This window comes from Rhizobium sp. BK491 (assembly GCF_014194925.1).
Taxonomy (GTDB): Bacteria; Pseudomonadota; Alphaproteobacteria; order Rhizobiales; family Rhizobiaceae; genus Rhizobium.
In genome coordinates this window covers 318093-339428 of record NZ_JACIAR010000001.1, presented here as the reverse complement: position 1 = coordinate 339428, position 21336 = coordinate 318093, and the positions used below count along the sequence as shown (strand labels likewise).

Here is a 21336-nt window from a genome sequence, read left to right as displayed (position 1 = left end):
CGAGCGGATGAAATGCCTGACATGAATACCCAACCGATTGACTTCCGATAAAACACACGCCACTTCAAAACCAATGCGGTGGCAAATTCAAGACCTACATCCCATAAAGCCCAAATGAAGGCAGTTCCTTAATGAAAACCGATATCAAGCTGGTCGACTATCTCGCGGTGCGCCGATCTATTCCTGCGTTTCAAATGTCGGAACCAGGCCCGGACAAGGCTGAAATCGAGGAGATTCTCCGGTTGGCGTCGCGTGTGCCGGATCATGGCAAGCTCGCGCCATGGCGCTTCATCGTCTATCGCGGCGGGGAACGCGCCCGCATCAGTGAAGAGCTGCTGAAGCTCGCGCTGGAAGCCAAGCCCGACCTGTCGGAAGAAATGATTCAGGTCGAGCGCACCCGCTTCACTCGTGCACCCGTGGTCGTCGCAGTCGTCAGCAAGGCGGCGCCGCATTTCAAGATCCCGGAGTGGGAGCAGTTGATGTCGGCGGGCGCGCTTTGCTTGAACTTGCTAATGGCGGCCAATGCCCATGGCTGGGTCTCCAACTGGCTGACGGAATGGTTCGCCTTCGACGAACGCGCCTATCCGCTGCTCGGCGTAAAGCCGGGCGAGAAGGTTGCCGGCTTTATCCATATCGGCTCGACAAGCTTCCCGCCCGTCGAACGCCCGCGCCCGGAGCTGTCGGAAACGGTGACCTGGATCGGCGGCGAGGACGCGTGATGTTCTATACGACAGACACCAATCGCCACGGTCTGGCGCATGATCCTTTCAAGGCAATCGTCGCGCCGCGGCCGATCGGCTGGATCGGCAGCAAGGGCAGGGATGGTTCGCTGAATCTCTCGCCCTATTCCTTTTTCAATGCCGTCAGCGATCGGCCGAAGCTGGTAATGTTTTCTTCCGCCGGTCGAAAAGACAGCGTGCGCAATGTCCAGGAAACCGGCGTCTTTACTGCCAACCTCGTTAGTCGCCATATCGTGGAGAAGATGAACCACTCTTCGATTGCCGTTCCCTATGGGGTCAACGAATTCGAACTTGCCGGACTGACTGCTAGGCCCGGCGAGCTGGTCGATGCGCCCTATGTCGCCGAAGCCTTTGCCGTGCTCGAATGCCGGGTGACTGAAATCCTGCAGCCCAAGGGTCTCAATGGCGAGACATCCGAAAATATCATGGTCATCGGCCAGGTCGTCGGTATCCACATCGACGAGACGATCATTCGCGGAGGCCGGCTGGACATGGCGTTAGCGCGCCCCATCGCACGCATGGGCTATATGGATTATAGCGAGGGCAGCGAGGTCTTCGAGATGATGAGGCCAAAGGCGCCCTGAAGGCGCCACTCATGCCTGCGGGCGAAAGGTTAACAAGCAAGGTAAACGTCCCGTAAACCTTTGCCCGATAAGGTGAAGTATAGGAATTTGCGGGGCAAGAATCGCCCCGCCGATATCGGGGCGTTACGTGATTATAGAAGCATTCCTTCGCTGGGCTGAAACCGCCAAGGCAGAAAGCAGAACCCGGGCGGCCAATGCGCTCGGCAGGGCCTATCTGCAGTCGGCGATGCCTAGGGAAGAGCGTGCGGCCGCCGAGATGGCGATGACCTATCTGCTCGACGATCCGTCTCCTCGCGTGCGGCTGGCGCTCGCAGAAGCGGTCGCGCATTCGGCCGGCGCCCCGCGGAACGTCATTCTATCTCTAGCCGAGGATCAGCCTGAAATCGCCGGGCAGATCATCCTGTTTTCGCCCGTGTTCACCGATGCCGATCTGGTCGATCTCGCATTGCGGGGTAGCGACGTGACGCGGGTACTGATCGCGTCACGCGGGGAGGTGCCGTGTGCCGTCTGTGCTGCGCTTGCCGAGATGGGCGGAGAGGTCGAAATTCTGTGTCTGCTCGAGAACGACGGTGCCTTGCTTTCGCAGGCCTCCCTCAAGCGCATCGCCGAGCGCATGGGTGACTCCGCTGACATACGCGGACTGCTTCTTTCCCGGGACATTTTGTCCGCAGATATCAGGCACCTGCTGATGCGCCACGTCAGCGAAGCGCTTTCGGAATCGCCTCTCGTCCAGAGTTTTGTCGGCAGCTCCAGGCTGCAACAGGTCACGCGTGAAGCGACGGAATCCGCAACCGTTGCCATTGCAGGAACGGCGCAGCACGAGCAATTGCCTGATCTGGTCGAGCATCTAAGGCGCAGCGGCTGGCTGACACCAGCATTCCTCATGCATGCGCTATGCTCCGGCAAAGTCGATTTCTTTGCCTGCGCGATCACCAATCTTTCCGGATGCGACGAACGGCGCGTGCGCTCGATCGTTTCCAGAGGACGCGTTCATGCCCTGCGGGCTCTCTACGAGAGCGCCGGCTTGCGCCGAGATATCAGCACGATCTTCGTCGAGGCGACGGTGATCTGGCGCGAATCCTCCCGTAAAAACGGTACGGCGATGCTGGAAGATGTTTCTTCGCGGCTGATGCGAAAGTTCCGCCTTGCAGAGCAAAGCCCGGTTGCTGCAACGCAGCTCCTCGACATGGTCGAGAAGCTTGCCAATGCCGAAAAGCGGCAAACTGCGCGCAGCTTTGCCGCACTGGCAACGCTCGCCGCCGCGTGATATCCAGCCGGCGTTCTAAAGCGCGTCGCGATCTTTCAGATTCGCTTCCCGCGCTTTAGGTCCTTGATTTTGCGTATCGCAAAACCGCCGCACACTTTTGCGCGACATGCTCCAGGTTCCGAGGTTCATCTTGTCACTGACGATCGCTATCGAATCCCCGCGTCAGGAAGGCGTCATTCGCCTTCTCGACATGTCGAGCGCCTATGCGGAATCGCTCTATCCGGCGGAAAGCAACCATATGCTCGATCTGTCTTCGCTGGAGAAGGCGGAGGTGACCTTCTGGGTCGCCAGGGTCGGGGAGACGATCGTCGGATGTTGCGCGCTGGTGGAAGCCGGTGACGGCACGGCGGAGATCAAGCGCATGTTCGTCGATCCGGTCGCCAGGGGCCGAAGCGTCGCACGCAGGCTCATGGAAACGCTCGAAACGGCGGCGCTCGAGAAAGGCCTTTCCGCAGTGCGGCTTGAAACCGGCATATATCAACCGGAAGCGATCGGACTCTACCGGAAATTCGGTTATCTCGAAATTCCGCCTTTCGGCAGCTATCAGCCGGATCCACTGAGCCTTTTCATGGAAAAGCGGCTGAAACAAACCAGCTGAACAATCAACCCTCGGCAGCGTCCCGGACATGCAATTGCAGTTCGGGCTCCTGCGCGTGCTGCTCCTCGGTCAATTCGGCTTCGCGAATCCATTCGCGCCAAATGGCAACGATGATGGCCATCAGCACCGGGCCGATGAAGAGCCCGAGGAAGCCCATGGTCTTCACGCCGCCCACCAGGCCGAAAAAGGTTGGCAGGAAGGGCAGTTTGATCGGCCCGCCGACGAGTTTGGGGCGAAGCGTCTTGTCGACAATGAAAAGCTCGATCGTACCCCATAGGAAGAGGCCAATACCGGCCCAAAGCGAGCCGCTGGCGACGAGATAGATCGAAACGAGCGACATCGAGAGCGGGGCGCCCCCCGGGACAAGAGCCATGACGCCCGTGAGAACGCCGAGCGTGATGGCCGATGGAGCGCCGGCAATCCAATAGGCCACACCGAGAACGATGCCTTCACCGATAGCGATCAGCGTCATGCCCATGACGGTAGAGCTGATCGTCGCCGGCACGACGCGGGAAATCCGTTCCCAGCGATTGGGAAGGATACGTTCGCCGAGCAGATCGACCTGGCGAACGAAGGTCGAGCCATCGCGATAGATGAAAAACAGAGCGATCAGCATGAAGAGAAGGGTCAAGACGACGTGGAAGGCGCCACCGCCTGCTGCGAGTACTGCCCTGTAGATATTGCCGATATGGGCGCCGCTTACGAGCTGCGCCAGCTCACCGAGTGAGCCAGGGCTGCCGACATATTGCGTCCACTGCTCGCCGAGCCAGGAGCCGACGACCGGCAAAGCCAGAATCCATTGCGGCGGCGGCGCCCCCTCACGATTCACATGGATTGCCCAGCCGAACCAGTCGCGTACTTCTCCGGCCATGTAGAGGGCGGAAAGAACGATCGGCAGAACCAGAAAGGTCACGATGAACGCGATGGCGATGGTGGCTGCAATTGTCGTATTCCCGCCCGTTCGCCGCACGATATCGCTGTAAAGCGGCCAGGTGGCAAAGCCGATCACCGCGGCGGCCAGAACCGGAACGAGAAATCCGTAGAAGAAATAAATGCCGGCGATGGCAATCAGAATCAGCAGCCAGCGTGCCGCGGAAATGGATGGGATCAAAGGCATGCGTGCATGCGCGCTCGGTCCCAGCCACCGGTGTTCCTTTGGCTTATGACGTTCAAATACACCCACCGGTCTTACTTCGCCCCAATTTACTAGATCATCCGGTTATGGGGTATGATCTAGGCCGTTTCAAGAGCAACGGCTTCAAGCTTCTTATTCATCCGTCATGACAATAGCACGACTGCCCTGCGCGCCATAATCAAGGCCACAAAGCATCTTGAATGCAAAAGACTCAGTTTTTGCGTCGAATTGAAACTGTTTTGGTGAGCAGGACCATCAAATCCGTTCGGCGGTTGGTGCGCCGTCAGATATCCAGATCCTCCGCAAAGGCAGCACGCTCCTGAATGAAGCGGAAGCGTGCGTCGGCCTTGGTGCCCATCAGATTGTCGACCGCGTCGCGGGTGCCTTCGAAATCCACTTCGTCGATCTCGACGCGCAGCAATGTGCGCTTGGCCGGGTCCATCGTCGTTTCCTTGAGCTGGGCCGGCAGCATTTCGCCCAGACCTTTGAAGCGGCTGATCTCGACCTTGCCTTTGCCCTTGAATTCCGTCTGCATGAGTTCCAGGCGGTGGGCGTCGTCGCGGGCATAGATGGATTTCGAGCCCTGGGTGATCTTGTAGAGCGGCGGTACGGCCAGGAAGAGATGGCCCTGGCGGATCAGCTCAGGCATCTCCTGATAGAAGAAGGTGATGAGCAGCGAGGCGATGTGAGCGCCATCGACGTCGGCATCGGTCATGACGACGATGCGCTGATAGCGAAGATCTTCCTCGCGGTATTTCGAGCGCGTGCCGCAACCGAGCGCCTGGACCAGATCGGCAATCTGCTGGTTGGCGGAAAGCTTCTCGCGACCGGCGCTGGCGACGTTGAGGATCTTGCCGCGCAGCGGCAGGATCGCCTGATTCAAGCGGTTGCGCGCCTGCTTGGCAGAGCCACCGGCCGAGTCACCTTCGACCAGGAAAAGTTCCGCGCCAGCGGCGGAGTTCTGCGAGCAGTCGGCCAGCTTGCCGGGCAGGCGCAGCTTGCGCACAGCCGTCTTGCGATTGACTTCCTTCTCCTTGCGGCGGCGCATGCGCTCTTCGGAGCGCTCGATCACCCATTCCAGCAGCTTCTCGGCTTCGGCCGGATTGTCGGTAAGGTAATGGTCGAAAGGGTCACGCAGGGCGTTTTCGACGATGCGCTGGGCTTCGACCGTCGCGAGCCTGTCCTTGGTCTGGCCGACGAATTCCGGTTCGCGGATGAAGATCGACAGCATGCCGACGCCGGATATCATCACGTCATCCGTGGTGATATTGGCCGCACGCTTGTTCTGGGTGAGATCGGCGTAGTTTTTCAGGCCCTTGGTCAATGCGATGCGGAGGCCCGCCTCATGCGTGCCGCCTTCCGGGGTCGGAATCGTATTGCAATAGGAATGGATCTGCGGGTCGCCGCCATACCAGGTGATGGCCCATTCGAGCGAGCCGTGGCCGCTTTCCTTCTCAGACTTGCCTGCAAAGATTTCACGGGTGACGGTGAATTCGTTGCCCATCGTCGCCTTGAGATAATCCTTCAGGCCGCCCGGGAAGTGAAAGACCGCCTTTTCCGGAACATCGGCTCCTTCCGGCGCCAGCTCGGGATCACAGCCCCAACGGATCTCGACGCCGCCGAACAGATAGGCCTTGGAACGGGCCATGCGGAAAACGCGGGCCGGATCGAAACGGGCGTGATCGCCGAAGATCTGTGGATCGGGATGGAAGCGGACGCGGGTGCCGCGCCGGTTATGCACATCGCCCAACTCTTCCAGGCCGCCCACCGGCAGACCCCGCGAGAAGCGCTGACGATAGAGCTTGCGGTTACGGGCAACTTCAACCTCCAGGTCGTCCGACAGCGCATTGACGACGGACACGCCGACACCGTGCAGACCGCCCGAGGTCTCATAGGCCTTGCCGTCGAACTTACCGCCGGCATGCAGCTTGGTCATGATGACTTCGAGCGTCGATTTGCCGGGCACCTGCGGATGGTTTTCCACCGGAATGCCACGGCCGTTATCCGTGACGGTGAGATAACCTTCCCGATCGAGATAGACTTCGATGAAATTGGCGTGACCGGCCACAGCCTCGTCCATCGAGTTGTCGATCACTTCGGCGAAAAGGTGGTGCAGCGCCTTCTCGTCCGTGCCACCGATATACATGCCGGGGCGCATGCGGACCGGCTCGAGCCCTTCGAGAACACGAATCGAACTCGCGCCATATTCCTCCGACGACTGGGTCGTCGGCGCCGCGCGCTGTGTGGGCGCAGGGGGCTTTTCTGCCTTTACCACCGGCTTTTCCGCTGCCTCCGGCTTCGGGGAGCGGGGGAGTCCGGAGAAGAGATCGTTGCTATTGTCCATAGAATTTCAAGCTGCTCAGATTTGTTCTGGTGGGGCCAGACCCCTTCATTATCGCATTTGTCGCCGCTATTCGCGAATCACCGTGATTCTGCCAGAAACAGCGCACAAGAGCGATGGCGCCCCACGACGGGGCAGATTCATGAAAGAGATTTGCGTTGCCGGGTGAAGAATGGCAAGCCCGATGGCCGATCGGAGGAAGTATCCGCATGCCAATGTCCACAGCTCATTTGCCCGTTCTGTCCGCAATCTCGGGCATTTTGTTGCTTGCGACCGCCTCGGGAACCTCTGCCGAGATGCTCAAGCCGTTCAAGGACGAACTGTTTTCCAGCCAGACGGTCATTGAGAGTCACGACAACGGCGCCTTCCAGACGATCGATTATCAGGAATTGCGTGACGTTAACGGCCGCGACCAGATTCCGGAAAAGCGCGTCAAACCGGCTTATGTCGATACCGGCGTGCGCTGGAAGGCGCAAGAGGACGAAACGCTCGAGATCGGCGATCGCAGGGTCGATGTCACTCGCATAGGCCCCGCATCGAAACAGGCCTTTACCGTGATCTTCATTCACGGCCGAGGCGGCGACCGCCGGCTTGGCTCCAACGATTATGCGTTCGGCGGCAATTTCAACCGGCTGAAGAACCTGGCTTACAAGAACGGCGGCACCTATTATGCGCCGAGCGTCAGAGGTTTCGACAGCAATGGCGTTGCCGATATCGCGGCGCTCATCCGCTATTCCTACGAGCAATCCGGCGGCAAGCCCGTCATACTCACCTGTGCTTCCATGGGGAGTTTCATCTGCTGGGGCATCACGCGCGATGCCGAAAGCGTCAAGCGGCTGAAGGGCATGGCGATCCTGAGTGGCGTTACCGATCCGGATTTCACGAAGAGCGCTTTCTACAAGGCAAAGCTGCCGCTCTGGTTTACCCATGGCAGCAAGGATCCAGTCTACGCCGCGGCCGACCAGCAAGCCTTGTTCGAGAAACTTTACAAGGCGCATTATCCCACGCGTTTTACGCTTTTCGAAACCGGAAACCACGGAACGCCGGTGCGCATGACCGATTGGCGCAAGGTGCTAAACTGGCTCGTGGATCCACAGGCGCCGTGAAACACATCGCACAATTCGATTTATTTTCCGGATAAGCATTTTTTCAAACGATTTGAACAGGTTTCGGCCTTGTTCGCTAACTTTCCTTTGCTCCGCCTTTTTGTTAGTCCGATGGATGAAATAGGGGGAGAAACCGGAATGACGAAGACGATACGGCCGCTTTTGGCCGGAAACTGGAAGATGAACGGCACGCGTGCGAGCCTGGATCAGATCAAGGCAATCGCTGATGGCGTCAAAACGCCGCTGTCTGAGAAGATCGACACGCTGCTCTGCCCCCCCGCGACGCTGCTGTATGTGGCGACGGCGCTTTGCGACGACAGCCCGCTCGCCATCGGCGCCCAGGATTGCCATCAGCAGGTCAGCGGCGCCCACACGGGCGATATTTCGGCCGAAATGATCGCCGACTGCTTCGGCACCCATGTCATTGTCGGCCATTCCGAGCGCCGCAGAAATCACGCGGAAAGCGATATGTTGGTGCGTGCCAAAGCGCAGGCCGCGCACGATGCCGGTCTGATCGCGATCATCTGCATCGGCGAGACCGCCTATGAGCGCAATAGCGGCCAGACGCTCGATGTGTTGAAGCGGGAGTTGATCGGTTCGGTTCCCGATGGATCGACCGCGGCAACGACCGTGATTGCTTACGAGCCTGTCTGGGCGATCGGCACAGGCGTTGTTCCAACCAGCGAAGACGTCGAGGAAGCCCATGCTTTCATGCGCGCGGAGCTTATCGAACGCTTCGGCAAGGAAGGCGCGAACATGCGAATTCTCTACGGCGGCTCGGTCAGCGGCGCGAATGCACGCAACCTTCTCGACATCCCGCATGTCAACGGCGTGCTTGTCGGCGGACAGAGCTTGAAAGCGGTCGACTTCCTTGCCATTTATGCCGCATTCGAACGGCAGTTCGCCTGAAGCAACCACTTGCCCGGAATTCCAGCCTTAAAAGGGCTTGGAATAGGCGAGAGCCTCATGTAAAGAGCCGCGAGCTTTTATTTTTGATGCCCGCACCGGGCAGGACTGGACCTATGCAAACCGTACTGCTTGTCATCTATCTCATGGTTGTCGTCGCCCTTATCGGCGTGGTGCTGATTCAGCGCTCCGAAGGTGGCGGCCTTGGCATCGGCGGCGGATCGGGCTTCATGTCTGCGCGCGGTACGGCCAATGCGCTGACGCGCACAACGGCCATTCTGGCCACGCTGTTTTTCGCGCTTGCGCTCGGCATGAACGTGCTGTCCCGCTTCGAGGCTCGCCCGACCGATATTCTCAACCGTATCCCGAGCACGGCGGGGCAGGGCAACGGCATCCTCGATTCGCTTGGCGATCAGAAGGGTGCTGCTCCGGCAACCACCCAGCCGAAGCCTGCCGACAATAGCGGCGTGCCGAACAGCGGCGCCGTTGCTCCGCAGTCGCAGGCAACGCCGCCCGCCGCGACGAATCAGGCAGCTCCTGCGCAGCAGGCTCCGGCCGCGACCGGTCAGCAGACCGCGCCGGCGACGACCACTCCCGCGCCAGCCGACAACGGCGGCGTTCCGACCGGCAAGTAATTCCGGTCGCCGAAGATCATCCCCGGCAGGTCCTCGGATCTGCCGGTTTTGTTTTGTCCATATTCCGCATCCTGTAGCCAAAATTCCGGAAACGAATTTTAGGGCTAGCGGAATCATTTGTGAAAAGGTATCCGGTGACTCCCATGGCGCGATATGTATTCATCACTGGCGGCGTGGTTTCTTCCCTCGGAAAAGGAATTGCGGCTGCGGCTCTCGGAGCGTTGTTGCAGGCTCGTGGTTATCGAGTCCGCCTGCGCAAACTCGACCCCTATCTGAACGTGGATCCGGGCACCATGAGCCCGACCCAGCACGGCGAGGTCTTCGTCACCGACGACGGTGCGGAAACCGACCTCGATCTCGGCCATTACGAGCGCTTCACCGGCCGCTCGGCCACCAAGACCGATAACATCACCACCGGTCGCATCTACAAGAACATCATCGACAAGGAACGCCGTGGCGACTATCTCGGCGCGACCGTCCAGGTCATTCCGCACGTCACCAACGAGATCAAGGATTTCGTCACCGAAGGCAATGACGAGTATGATTTCGTCATCTGCGAGATCGGCGGCACGGTCGGCGATATCGAAGCCATGCCTTTCATGGAAGCGATCCGCCAGCTCGGCAACGACCTGCCACGCGGCACGGCTGTCTACGTTCATCTGACGCTGATGCCGTATATTCCGGCTGCTGGCGAATTGAAGACCAAGCCGACGCAGCATTCCGTCAAGGAACTGCAGGCCCTCGGCATCCATCCCGATATCTTGCTCGTGCGTGCCGACCGGGAAATCCCCGAGGCGGAGCGCCGTAAGCTCTCGCTGTTCTGCAACGTGCGGGAATCTGCCGTCATTCAGGCGCTCGATGTTGCGAACATCTATGACGTGCCGATGGCTTACCACAGGGAAGGCCTGGATAACGAGGTGCTGGCCGCCTTCGGCATCGAGCCGGCTCCGAAGCCGCGTCTGGAACAGTGGGAAGAGGTCTGCAATCGCATCCGCACGCCGGAAGGCGAGGTGACCATCGCCATCGTCGGCAAATATACCGGCCTCAAGGATGCCTATAAGTCGCTGATCGAAGCGCTGCACCACGGCGGCATTGCCAACCGGGTCAAGGTCAAGCTGGAATGGATCGAATCCGAGGTCTTCGAAAAGGAAGATCCAGCACCTTATCTCGAGAAGGTGCATGGCATTCTCGTTCCCGGCGGCTTTGGCGAGCGCGGTTCCGAAGGGAAGATCCTGGCTGCCCGTTTCGCGCGCGAACGCAAGGTACCGTATTTCGGCATCTGCTTCGGCATGCAGATGGCCGTCATAGAGGCGGCCCGCAATCTGGCCGGTGTCGAACATGCTTCGTCGACCGAATTCGGGCCCACAAAGGAACCGGTCGTCGGCCTGATGACCGAATGGCTGAAGGGCAACGAACTGCAGAAGCGCACCGCATCGGGCGATCTCGGCGGCACCATGCGTCTCGGTGCCTATAAGGCGGCCCTGAAGAAGGGCACGAAGATTTCGGAAATCTACGGCTCCACCGATATTTCGGAGCGCCATCGCCACCGCTATGAAGTCAACATCGACTACAAGGATAAGTTGGAAGATTGCGGCCTGACCTTCTCCGGCATGTCGCCGGATGGCGTGCTGCCTGAGACGATCGAATATGCGGATCATCCGTGGTTTATCGGCGTCCAGTACCATCCGGAACTGAAATCCCGTCCGCTGGAACCGCATCCGCTGTTCTCGAGCTTCATCGAAGCGGCGACGGAACAGAGCCGGCTGGTATAAAGCGCTTCATCGAAGCGCTCTATATCTTTGCTTTTACGCAGTTCCGGACGGAAAACCGCTACGCACTTTTCCTGGAACTGCTTTGAGGACTGCAAATCGCTTGCGGTAGTCGCTAGGACTGACCGCAAGCCTCTCCCGAAAATGATGGCGCATGGTGGCGAGCGATCCAAATCCGCTTGCCACCGCCACATCGTCAAGCGAAATAGCCGTCTGTTTCTCCAGGAGATCGCGGGCGCGCCGCAGCCGCTCGCTGAGCAGCCATTCGCCCGGCGCCATGCCGGTGGTCGCCTCGAAACGGCGCTGAAAAGTCCGCACGCTCATGCCGGCCCGCGCTGCAAGCGTCGCAATGGGCTGATCTTCCTGCAGACGCTCTCGCATCCATTCCAGCAGGGGGCCTAAACGCGCGCCCTCGCGCTGCTTTAAAACCGGCGTCTCGATATATTGAGCCTGGCCGCCTTCGCGATGCGGGGGCACCACGAGACGGCGGGCGACGCTATTGGCGGCGTCAGGTCCGAAGTCCCGACGCACGACATGCAGGCAGAGATCGATCGCAGCGGCACTGCCGGCGGCCGTGAGCACCTTATCCTCATCGACATAGAGAACATCGGCATCCACGGATATATCCGGATAGCGCGCCGCGATAGACTCGACATAGCGCCAATGCGTGGTTGCCTTGCGGCCCGCCAGCAATCCTGCGGCGGCGAGGACCGCGACACCAGAGCAGAGAGACATGTTGCGGACGCCGCGGCGGCTCGCCGCCTGGAGCTGGGCAATCAGCGGGGCAGGGACTGCCGTGCCTATACCACGCCAACCGGGCACGACGATTAGGTCAGCATCGGCAAGGACCTCGAGGCCATGATCGACCTGCACCGTCAACCCACCCGCGGCGCGCAATAGGCCTTCCTCGATCGCGCAGGCGGAAAAGCGATACCAATCCTCACCCATCTCCGGTCGCGGCAGGCCGAAGATTTCGTAGGCGACACCGAATTCGAAGGTGCAGAGCCCGTCATAGACGAGGGTGACGACATGTGGGCCGTGAAGATTGGGGTTATCTGAGTTTGGCATGATATTGACGTTATATGGCATTTCGGCCAATTTCAACCACGGGATCGCTCAGGCATGAATGCACCGAAACAAAGAAGGAGCGTTCCATGTCGCTAGTCAGTGAAATCCCCACTGCAGATCCCAGTCTCGTCGCCGAGCACTATGCCAAGAGGCTTGGCTTCGAAACCGATTGCTCCGACGTCTACCAGTCCATGACATCAGGCAATGTCGATTTCGTTCTGCTCGATGTCCGCGGTCCTGCAATGTACCAAGAGAAGCATATCCCGGCTGCGATCAACCTGCCGCATGGCAAGATGACCGCAAGGAAGATGGCGGAATGGCCTGACGATACCCTGTTCGTCGTCTATTGCGCCGGGCCGCATTGCAATGGCACCGACAAGGCGGCTTGGCGCCTGGGTACGCTCGGCAAGCGCGTGAAGGTCATGATCGGCGGCATGACCGGCTGGGCAGATGAGGGGTATCCGTTCGAGAAAGGCTGAGCGCGAGGGCAGAGCCGGCACATGCTGGGTCTGCCCATTTTTACGACACTGCGAAAAACTTCGGCATCTACGTCATTTGCCTGTCGCGTCGCTTTCGTTTCCGTGACACTATGCGAGTAAGCATAATGGGAACAAAAGTATGATTCTCAATCCATTTGATGATCGCGCGGAAAAACCAAGGGCGAAGATCGCCATTACCTTCGCGCTGCTGATCGCTTTCAATATTGCCGCGTGGGCTTGGGCCTGGGTCGCCTTTGCAGACCGCCCGTCTTTGCTCGGCATTGCGCTTCTTGCCTATATGTTCGGCCTACGCCACGCTTTCGATGCCGATCACATCGCCGCCATCGACAATGTCGTACGCAAGCTCATTCAGGAAAAGAAGCAGCCCTATGCCGTCGGCTTTTTCTTCTCGCTCGGTCATTCCTCCATCGTGGTGATCGCCTCGATCCTGATTGCCGCGACGGCAGCTGCCATGCAGAGCCAGCTCGATTCCTTCCACGATATCGGCGGCGTCATCGGTACGACGGTTTCGGCTGTTTTTCTGCTGCTGATCGGTATGGCCAATCTCCTCGTCCTGAAGGGCGTGTGGTCGGCCTTCAGACGAGCGCAGAGGGGTGAGCGGATTGCAGAGGAAGATCTCGACACGCTGCTTGCCGGCGGCGGCTTGCTGGCGCGCATCTTCCGGCCCATGTTCAAGGTCGTAACCCGCTCTTGGCATATGTATCCGATCGGCTTCCTTTTCGGCCTCGGCTTCGACACCGCAACAGAGATCGGACTTCTCGGCATTTCCGCCGCTCAAGCCGCGCAGGGCATGTCCTTCTGGACCATACTCGTCTTTCCGGCTCTATTTACCGCCGGCATGTCGCTGATGGATACTCTCGACAGTACGCTGATGACGGGCGCCTATGGCTGGGCCTTCGTCAAGCCGGTGCGCAAGCTTTGGTACAATCTGACCATTACCGCGGCGTCGGTCGTCGTCGCCGTCTTCATCGGCGGCATCGAGGCTTTGGGGCTCATCGCCGACAAACTCGGCCTCGAAGGAGGTTTCTGGAGCTTCGTGGGCGAACTCAACGACAATCTTGCCAACTTCGGCTTCGCCGTCGTCGGCATTTTCCTTTTGAGCTGGCTGGTTTCGACGGTGCTCTATAAAGCCGGAGGCTACGACAACTTGCAGATCAATCGCTCATGACGCATCATTGCGCCCGGGGATCGAGCATGTTTTGACTGGACATCGTCGTCCGCGGCTCCAGTTATATGCGATGAGGGGCCACCACCATGATCCATGCAAGCAGTATTCGCAGCCTAGGACTGACGGCAGGCATCCTGTTCGTCATCGGCGCCGGCACAGCTTTTGCGCAAATTCTCACGAATTGCCCGCTGCAGCCGACCGTCAGCACCGAACGCCGGACTTTGAATTGCCAGCCTGGGCTTAGCATCACCGTCGAGCGCGGCGCGCATTTCCACCTTGCTGACCGAAATCGGGATGGCCGGGTGGACGCTATCGTGCTCGACAGCAAGGCGGCCTTGGTCGATGTGGATAGTAGCCGTGTTCAGGGTGGGTTCGAAGTGGTAACGCCGCAGGCGATCGCTGCCGTCCGCGGCACGCGATGGGCTGTTGACGCGCAACGTGGCAAGACATCCGTGCTCGTGTTGCGCGGCCGTGTTGCGGTTAACAAGGTATCGACCGGGCAAGGGGTGACGCTCGGGCAAGGGCAAGGTGTCGATGTGGATCGCACCCGCTCTGCCTTGCATGTCAATCCGTGGGGACAGCCGCGCATAAACGCCTTGATGGCACGCCTCGGCCAGTGAGATCCCGACGCCATGCGCAGACCATCGCTGCAAACGCTGATTGCGCTTCTCTTGACTGTTGCCTGGAGCCTGGGTCTTGGCATTGCGCATCTGCGCGGTGATATTCCCTTCATCGACGGCGCGGAAGCAACACTTACAAATCTCCGCAATACGCTCGGCGGCCGCAGCCAACCGCCCGATCTCGTCACGATCGTCGCCATCGACGATGAGACCTCGCGAGTGGCGGGACGCTATCCCTTGCCGCGCGCCACGCTTGCCAGGATCGTCGACGCCATCTCCGCCCTGGGACCCAAAGCCATCGCCCTCGACGTGCTTCTGGTCGATCCCGGTGACGAAGCCGGCGATGCGGCGTTGGAGCAATCACTCAAGCGGACCAAGGTCGTGCTGGCCGCAGCCGGCATCTTTCCCGAAAGCCGCCAGCGCGTTGTCGACAACAGCAACGAGCCTCTCGCCCGCGTGCCCAGCGCGCTGCAATTCCTCGAACCGCAGCAGCGGTTCGCCGATGCCGCAAGCTATGGCATCGTCAATCTGCAGACCGACAAGGCGGGCACGCCGCGTTTCGTTCCGATGCTGTTTCGCAGCGGCGAACGGATCGAGCCATCCTTTTCGCTACGCGTCGTTTCCGCCGCAAGCGGCGAGCAGACGACTGTTCTTTCAGACCATATCAAGATCGGCGACCGCTCCATCCATACCGACACCGGCTATCTCATGCCGCTCTCGTTCTACGGTCCACGTGGAACGATCCGCACCGTCAGCGCCAGCGCGGCGCTGAGCGGCCAGTTGCCGGAAGCCGCGATCAGGGACCATGTCGTCGTTATCGGCGCGACCGTTACAGGAGGAGGAGATGTCTTTCCGACGCCGTTCGATCCCGTTCTGCCCGGTGTAGAGGTGATCTCCACTTCCATTACGCATCTGATCTCAGGAGATGGCCTGGTACGCGACCGCAACGTTCGTTTCATCGACCTCTATTTCGCCGTCGGGCTGCCGATTGCTGTTGTCAGCCTTCTTTCATGGCGACGCAGCACCATAGGTCTGATCATGGTGCTGGGTGTCGTCCTTCTTTGGTTTGCCATCAACGTCAGCGCCTTCAAGCACGGAATTTGGCTAAGCGCCGCCCTTCCGATTGCGGCAACTGTCCCGCCGGCGCTGCTGTTTGGCGCGATCCAGCTTTGGCTCGACCGCAGACGCGCCACCCGCTTCGCCGAACAAAGCCAGCTGTTGCAGCGCATCCAGGCGCCTGGTCTGGCCGAGCATCTTGCGCGCGATCCCGGCCTTCTCGCAGAGCCGGTACACCAGGTGGCGGCCGTCGTCTTCATCGATATCAATGGCTTCACCGGTCTTAGCGAATCGATCGGCCCGACCGCCGTGCGTGAACTGCTGAACGGCTTCTACAATCTCGTCGACGAAGAAGTGACTGCATCCGGCGGTGCCATTACCAGTTTCATGGGTGACGGCGCCATGATCCTTTTCGGCCTGCCGCATCCAAAGCCTACCGATCCTGCCAATGCAGCGCATTGTTGCATTCGCCTGGCTCACCGGATGAGAGATTGGCTCTCGGCATTGCCGCAGGGAATAACTTCGCGAATCGGTTTCAAAATCGGCGCTCATTTCGGCACCATCGTCGCCTCCAGGCTCGGCGGCGGCGATCGTCAACAGATCACTGCGACAGGTGATACGGTCAACGTTGCCAGTCGCTTGATGGAGGTTGCCGCAGGTCACCATGCGGAGGCTGCCATCAGCGCCGACCTCTTGCTTGCGGCGGGTCGCGACAGCACCCCCTTCAAAGATGGGCACCTCAACGGCCCGATCGAAACAAGCCTGCGTGGCCGCGCCGGTTCTTTGACCATATGGCTTTGGCGCGATCGGCCGTGACCCGAGAGATCTCAGCGCGTCGGATCTTATGCGTACCACATGGGAGCGATTGAAATCACGAGGAGACAAGCGAGAGAAATGTTGAGTGCTCGCCATTGCCAGGCCGTTTTCAAGAGGTGTCCGAGCATTTGCCCCAGAGCGCACCAAACCGCCAAAGAGAAAGCGGCGATAAGGCAGAAGGTCACGCCAAGTAGGAATGCAAGTCTGGCCGGACTATCCGCCAGCGCGGCAAAGGAGGCGGCGGCGCCCATCGTCATCGCCCAGCCCTTGGGATTGTGCCAGAGCATCCAGACGCCGGCAAGGAAGCCTGTCGGCCTCACCATCTGCCCGGCCTCGTGCGGCCGGCCGCTTCTGCCGATTCGAATAGCGAGCCAGATCAAATAGAGGGAGCCCAGCGTCTTCATGGCGACCTGCAGCATTGGCAGTGCCATCAAAACGCCGCCCAACCCGGCTGCCGCCGCTCCGGCCATGGAACCCAAGCCGAAGGCAAAGCCGCCCATGACCGGTATGGACCGGCGAAAGCCGAAGTGCGCGCCGGATGCTGTCGCGAGCGTGGTCGCACCGCCCGGCGTTATGGTGGAAACCAATGCGAAGAGTATCAGCGGCAGCAAGGGTTCGATCGTCATATCCAGCCTTTCTCTAATTGAAAAAGGCATAGGCGCCGCTCCAGCATCATGAAATCGAATATTGAAGGATCGATGCATTATCAATTATAATGCCTGCATGATCCGAAACTTTGATATTGCCCTCATCAGAACCTTCGCCACGGTTGCCGACCAGGGGAGCATGACGATTGCAGCCAATATGCTGCATATGACGCAAGGCGCCGTCAGCCAGCAGATCAAGCGGTTGGAGGACATGCTCGGCTGCGCCCTGTTCGAGCGTGATAGGCGTGGACTGCGGCTGACGGAAGCGGGCGAACGGCTGCGCGGCAATGCCCGTCGCCTATTGACGTTGAATGACGAGATCTGGGACGACATGACGGAAAGCACGGTTCGCGGCGGCGTCCGGCTCGGCGTTCCCTATGATCTTGTCGGAGCAACGCTGGCGCCTGTGCTGAAATCCTATGCCGAGCGCCATCCGCAGGTGGAGATTTCGCTGGTTTGCGCATCATCACCGGAACTGCTGGAAGAACTGGGGAAGGGAGCCATCGACCTCTGCGTGGCAGAGGAACCATACGGCACGTCGCAGGGGGAATGCCTTGCTGTGGAGCGGCTCGTCTGGGTCGGAGCGAAGGCCGGCAATGCCCATCGCAAGGTGCCGCTGCCGATCTCGATGGTCGCCGATACCTGTGCCTTCCGATCATCCGTCTTTGCGGCGCTCAGCAAGGATGGTCTGCGCTGGCGGACGGTCTTTGAGAACGGCAATATCGAGGCGACCACGGCGACCGTGCGTACAGACCTGGCTGTCACCGCTTGGCTCGCTTCGACCGTTCCGGCTGATCTCGATATTCTCACCGTCGAGCAGGGCCTGCCCGAACTACCAGTCTTTTCGATCAATCTGCATTTGCCGAAAAGTGGCGCGACGCCGCAGGCGCTGGAGCTTGCCCGCCATATCCGCGAGGGCATGATGCGGCCGCGCCAATCCGCGGCCGCCTAAGTTCCGTCTTCTGGCAGATCCGCCTATGCCGCCTTCGGCAGCGGACCGACATAGCGGGACTGCGGACGGATCAGACGTCCGTCAAGCGTCTGCTCGCGGGCATGGGCGATCCAGCCGACCGTGCGGCCGATCGCGAAGACGCCGGTGAAGGAACTGCGCGGAAAGCCGAGCGCATCGAGCAGCAGGGCGGTGTAATATTCGACATTGACGTCCAAGGGCCGATCCGGCTTGCGCTCTTTCAACAGCGCCAGTGCTGCCGTCTCGATCGCTTCCGCCAGGGCGATACGTCCAGCATCTGCCTGGCCGCTGGCAAAGATCGGTTTCAACGCTGTCTTCAGGGCATCGGCGCGCGGGTCACGCACGCGGTAGATGCGATGGCCGAAGCCCATCAGCCGCTCGCCACGATCGAGCGCGTCAGACAACCATGCACGTGCATTTTCGGGCTTTCCGACACCATCAAACATATCCAGAACCGGGCCGGGGGCGCCGCCGTGCAGCGGTCCCTTGAGGGCGCTGATTGCTGCAAGCACCGAGGAGGTCAGGCCGGCATGGGTCGAGGCAATGACCCGGGAGGCGAAGGTCGACGCATTCAAGCCGTGATCGGAAATCGTCACCAAATAGGCATCGAGTCCCGCCGTTTGCTCGGCGGTTGGTAACCGGCCCGTTAGCATGCGCAGGATATCACCGGATTGGGACAAGGATGCATCCGGCTTGATCGGTGCTTGCCCCTTCTGCAATCGCAAGATGGCCGGCAGGAAAACGGCCGGGGCCGCCATCAGGCGGATCGCCGTTGCAAAATCTTCGCCGTCGGCAACGCGCGCCAGCAAGGCGCGCACGGCGTCCACCGGCGGCAGTGCGAGCAGAGCGGCATCGGCAGCCTCAACATGCGGGAAAAGCGCAACGCGAGCCGCGCCGAGTTGAGTTCGGATGGAAGCTGCATCGATATGTTCGTCAAACAGGCCATCGAGCAGCAGCGCAGCAACATCCTCGAAGCGGCTGGTCGCCACCAGATCATCGAGCGACACGCCGCGGATGATCAGGCGACCGGCAGCGCCGTCGACGTCGGACAGCTTGGTTTCTGCGGCAATGACATCTTCAAGACCACTTTTCATTACGGTTCTCCTTTGACTATCCGATTAGATCGGATCTATTTCTATTGACGTCAATCTTGATACAATTGATCAATATGAGGACCGATGAGCTGGCTGACGGCGGAGCAGGCGCTGAACCTGCTGGGAACGAAATCACAGACGCTCTACGCCAATGTCAGCCGCGGGCGCATTCGTGCGAAAGCCGATCCCTCGGATACGCGGCGCAGCCTTTATTTCGCCGATGACGTCAAACGATTGGCCGCCCGCCATGCCGGAAGGCGCAAGACCGAGGCGGTGGCCGCCGAAGCTATTCAATGGGGCGATCCGGTATTGCCATCGGCGCTGTCGACGGTTTCAAACGGCAGGCTTTTCTATCGCGGCCAGGATGTGGCGCGGCTTGCCGAAAGCGCAAGCCTCGAAGATATCGCGCTGCTGCTTTGGGATATGAAGCGGCCGTTGCGATTCGAGCCAAGCGAGGCGCGGCGGAAGCCGCCCTCACTGGTTAGCGCTTTCTCCATGCTTGCCGAGCGCATAACACGCGACCTACCGTCGCTCGGACGTTCACTTCCGGCCCTCCAAAACGAAGCTGAAAGCGTATTCGGTACGGTGGCCGAAGCATTGGCTCCCGGCCCATGGGATCAGCCGCTGCATCGACGTCTCGCCACCGCCTGGAACCGTCCGGATGCCGAGGATGTGATCCGCCGCAGCTTCGTCTTGCTCGCAGATCATGAGCTGAATGCGTCGACCTTCACTGCGCGGATCACGGCATCCGCAGGCGCGACATTATCTGCTGCCACTCTATCCGGCCTTTCGACGCTGACCGGTCCGCTGCATGGCGGCGCGTGGCAGAGCGCGCGCACGCTGATCGCGCGGGCGGCCACGACGGGAGTGGACGAAGCGGTGCGCAGCTATCTGGCGGAAGGACGGCCATTGCCTGCTTTCGGCCATCAGCTTTATCCTGACGTCGATATTCGTGGCGAGGCGCTGCTTGGCTGCTTCACACTGCCTCCGCTCTTCGCCAGGGTTCGCGATGTCGGCGAGCAATTGGTCGGTGAGCGCGTCAATATTGACTTCGCACTGACGGCGATGACTCACGCCTATCATCTCCGGGAGGATGCACCGCTGATCATTTTCGCGCTGGCACGGACGGTCGGCTGGCTTGCGCATGCCATGGAGCAGGCCGCCAGCGGCAGGCTCATTCGCCCGCGTGCGCGCTATGTCGGCCCGCCGGTAGAGTAATTTGGCCGCTGGCTGCGGTGAAGGCTATATGTCCCCAAAGGAGCACAGATACGCGCTATGGAAAGAGGCTTTCGATGAAGGCTGCAATATCCGTGCGCAAAGGAGAGTTCGCCGTAACGGCGTCAATCCGATAAAAATCGTGCTGCTTTCCTGCGTAGGCTTTCCAATAACTCGGAAGAGTGTTGTTCCAACTTTCGGTTGGCCGATATGGGTCGGCCTCTCCCCAGAGTACCATAGTCGGTATATTCAAAGGGGAGGTTTCCAAGCGCAGTCTCGTTGATGATACGCAGATCAAAGCCTTGAGCTCCAGCCCCTCCTTGACCGCATTCCATAGAGCAGTTCCACCTGCGCTGAAGCCAATGCCGACGCACATGCGTCCATCAAGTTCGAGAAGTCCTCGAAACGCTTGTTGCAAACCACCTTTATTGAAAAGGTGGTCGTGAAGATTGTCTCCACTTAGGTCAGGGCGCCCGCTGAGGCTGGCAAGCTGTAAACCGCGGTGCCTAATGCCTCCGGCATCCAATGGTTCGACAAAAGTTTCCGGAAAGCCATGGATATCGCTAACGACCAACAAGTCTTGCGTTCTTGAACGGCACATAATCAGACCATTTTTTATCGTTTCGATAGCCGCATTGCCTTCGCGCCGGTTTGGCGTATGCGCTATGTACGGCCACCCGTACCGCGATTTCACAGGAAATGCAGCGCCCGCCACTCAAGTCACCGGCAAGTGACAAACCGCTTCGATGTTGTGGCCGTCCGGATCGAGAACGAAAGCGCCATAGTAGTTCGCGTGATAGTGAGGACGAAGCCCGGGAGGGCCGTTGTCGATGCCGCGGGCTGCAAGCGCCGCCCGGTGAAATTCGTCGACGATTTTCCTGCTTTCGGCCGTGAAGGCTATATGCGCACTTGTCCGCGGTGCATCACGCTGACCGATCCAGAAGAAAGCCTTCTTTCCAATGCCGTAACCCGCAAATCTTTCGCCTTCAGCATAAAGACGCTCTATGCCGATAGAGCGCAGTATCGTGTCATAAAAGATCTTCGATCGCTCGAGATCGCGAACCCCGATCGTCACATGATCAAGCACATCACCCTCCAAAA

At 59.8% G+C, this 21336-nt stretch carries 21 protein-coding genes; 14 read left to right on the top strand and 7 right to left on the bottom strand.

The window, feature by feature from the left end; genetic code table 11:
* The first annotated feature begins 131 nt into the window (after positions 1-131).
* The 4 genes from FHX05_RS01750 (at position 132) to FHX05_RS01735 (ending at position 3189) form a co-directional block, all read left to right on the top strand.
* Entirely contained in the window at positions 132-719 is a 588-nt protein-coding gene (locus tag FHX05_RS01750; protein WP_112602681.1) for a nitroreductase, read from the top strand.
* Complete coding sequence (locus FHX05_RS01745) at positions 719-1324, top strand: flavin reductase family protein (protein WP_183870496.1); 606 nt, start codon at positions 719-721, stop codon at positions 1322-1324. The genes FHX05_RS01750 and FHX05_RS01745 overlap by 1 nt, the downstream gene beginning before the upstream one ends.
* A 112-nt stretch (positions 1325-1436) precedes the next feature.
* On the top strand, positions 1437-2591 hold the full coding sequence (locus FHX05_RS01740) for a DUF2336 domain-containing protein (protein ID WP_183871167.1): 1155 nt from the start codon (positions 1437-1439) through the stop codon (positions 2589-2591).
* Positions 2592-2721: 130 nt separating this feature from the next.
* Positions 2722-3189: a GNAT family N-acetyltransferase gene (locus tag FHX05_RS01735; RefSeq protein WP_183870495.1), complete on the top strand. Its 468-nt coding sequence runs from the start codon at positions 2722-2724 to the stop codon at positions 3187-3189.
* A gap of 4 nt (positions 3190-3193) precedes the next feature.
* On the opposite strand, the gene FHX05_RS01730 is transcribed toward FHX05_RS01735, so the two are convergent.
* On the bottom strand, positions 3194-4372 hold the full coding sequence (locus FHX05_RS01730; RefSeq protein WP_112411785.1) for an AI-2E family transporter: 1179 nt from the start codon (positions 4370-4372) through the stop codon (positions 3194-3196).
* Positions 4373-4607: 235 nt separating this feature from the next.
* Positions 4608-6668, bottom strand: a complete 2061-nt coding sequence (gene parE, locus FHX05_RS01725; protein ID WP_183870494.1) for a DNA topoisomerase IV subunit B — start codon at positions 6666-6668, stop codon at positions 4608-4610.
* A gap of 206 nt (positions 6669-6874) precedes the next feature.
* Here parE and FHX05_RS01720 point away from each other — a divergent pair, with 206 nt between their 5' ends.
* From FHX05_RS01720 to FHX05_RS01705, 4 genes are all read left to right on the top strand, one after another.
* Positions 6875-7771 carry an alpha/beta fold hydrolase gene (locus FHX05_RS01720; protein WP_183870493.1) on the top strand — a complete coding sequence of 299 codons (897 nt, stop codon included), beginning with the start codon at positions 6875-6877 and terminating at the stop codon, positions 7769-7771.
* Between the two features lie 138 nt (positions 7772-7909).
* On the top strand, positions 7910-8680 hold the full coding sequence (tpiA, locus tag FHX05_RS01715; RefSeq protein WP_183870492.1) for a triose-phosphate isomerase: 771 nt from the start codon (positions 7910-7912) through the stop codon (positions 8678-8680).
* Between the two features lie 113 nt (positions 8681-8793).
* Positions 8794-9312, top strand: coding sequence for a preprotein translocase subunit SecG (secG, locus tag FHX05_RS01710; RefSeq protein ID WP_183870491.1), 519 nt, complete (start codon positions 8794-8796; stop codon positions 9310-9312).
* Between the two features lie 134 nt (positions 9313-9446).
* Positions 9447-11084, top strand: a complete 1638-nt coding sequence (locus FHX05_RS01705) for a CTP synthase (protein WP_015339947.1) — start codon at positions 9447-9449, stop codon at positions 11082-11084.
* Between the two features lie 33 nt (positions 11085-11117).
* Here FHX05_RS01705 and ftrA read toward each other — a convergent pair whose 3' ends face one another.
* On the bottom strand, positions 11118-12170 hold the full coding sequence (gene ftrA, locus FHX05_RS01700; RefSeq protein ID WP_183870490.1) for a transcriptional regulator FtrA: 1053 nt from the start codon (positions 12168-12170) through the stop codon (positions 11118-11120).
* 65 nt (positions 12171-12235) lie between these two features.
* Here ftrA and FHX05_RS01695 point away from each other — a divergent pair, with 65 nt between their 5' ends.
* The 4 genes from FHX05_RS01695 (at position 12236) to FHX05_RS01680 (ending at position 16309) form a co-directional block, all read left to right on the top strand.
* On the top strand, positions 12236-12628 hold the full coding sequence (locus tag FHX05_RS01695) for a rhodanese-like domain-containing protein (protein WP_112398305.1): 393 nt from the start codon (positions 12236-12238) through the stop codon (positions 12626-12628).
* A 139-nt stretch (positions 12629-12767) separates the two neighbouring features.
* On the top strand, positions 12768-13817 hold the full coding sequence (locus FHX05_RS01690) for a HoxN/HupN/NixA family nickel/cobalt transporter (RefSeq protein WP_183870489.1): 1050 nt from the start codon (positions 12768-12770) through the stop codon (positions 13815-13817).
* An 86-nt stretch (positions 13818-13903) separates the two neighbouring features.
* Positions 13904-14437 carry a FecR domain-containing protein gene (locus tag FHX05_RS01685; protein ID WP_183870488.1) on the top strand — a complete coding sequence of 178 codons (534 nt, stop codon included), beginning with the start codon at positions 13904-13906 and terminating at the stop codon, positions 14435-14437.
* A gap of 12 nt (positions 14438-14449) precedes the next feature.
* Positions 14450-16309, top strand: coding sequence for an adenylate/guanylate cyclase domain-containing protein (locus tag FHX05_RS01680; protein WP_183870487.1), 1860 nt, complete (start codon positions 14450-14452; stop codon positions 16307-16309).
* A gap of 26 nt (positions 16310-16335) precedes the next feature.
* Here FHX05_RS01680 and FHX05_RS01675 read toward each other — a convergent pair whose 3' ends face one another.
* On the bottom strand, positions 16336-16935 hold the full coding sequence (locus FHX05_RS01675) for a LysE family translocator (protein WP_183870486.1): 600 nt from the start codon (positions 16933-16935) through the stop codon (positions 16336-16338).
* Positions 16936-17032: 97 nt separating this feature from the next.
* On the opposite strand from FHX05_RS01675, the gene FHX05_RS01670 reads away from it, so the two are divergent.
* A complete protein-coding gene (locus FHX05_RS01670; protein ID WP_183870485.1) occupies positions 17033-17908 on the top strand; it encodes a LysR family transcriptional regulator in 876 nt (291 codons plus the stop codon).
* Positions 17909-17931: 23 nt separating this feature from the next.
* Here the strand turns inward: FHX05_RS01670 and FHX05_RS01665 are convergent, their stop codons facing one another.
* Entirely contained in the window at positions 17932-19020 is a 1089-nt protein-coding gene (locus FHX05_RS01665; protein WP_112411779.1) for a citrate synthase/methylcitrate synthase, read from the bottom strand.
* An 84-nt stretch (positions 19021-19104) separates the two neighbouring features.
* Here FHX05_RS01665 and FHX05_RS01660 point away from each other — a divergent pair, with 84 nt between their 5' ends.
* Positions 19105-20238 (top strand): citrate synthase, encoded by a 1134-nt coding sequence (locus tag FHX05_RS01660; protein ID WP_183870484.1) that lies wholly within the window; start codon positions 19105-19107, stop codon positions 20236-20238.
* A 55-nt stretch (positions 20239-20293) separates the two neighbouring features.
* Here the strand turns inward: FHX05_RS01660 and FHX05_RS01655 are convergent, their stop codons facing one another.
* Together FHX05_RS01655 and FHX05_RS01650 are read right to left on the bottom strand one after the other, a co-directional pair.
* The gene (locus tag FHX05_RS01655) at positions 20294-20950 is read right to left on the bottom strand and encodes an alpha/beta hydrolase (RefSeq protein WP_348648301.1); all 657 of its coding nucleotides are present in this window, start codon (positions 20948-20950) and stop codon (positions 20294-20296) included.
* Positions 20951-21322, bottom strand: a complete 372-nt coding sequence (locus FHX05_RS01650; protein ID WP_183870483.1) for a VOC family protein — start codon at positions 21320-21322, stop codon at positions 20951-20953. It lies immediately after the preceding gene.
* Between the last annotated feature and the right edge of the window lie 14 nt (positions 21323-21336).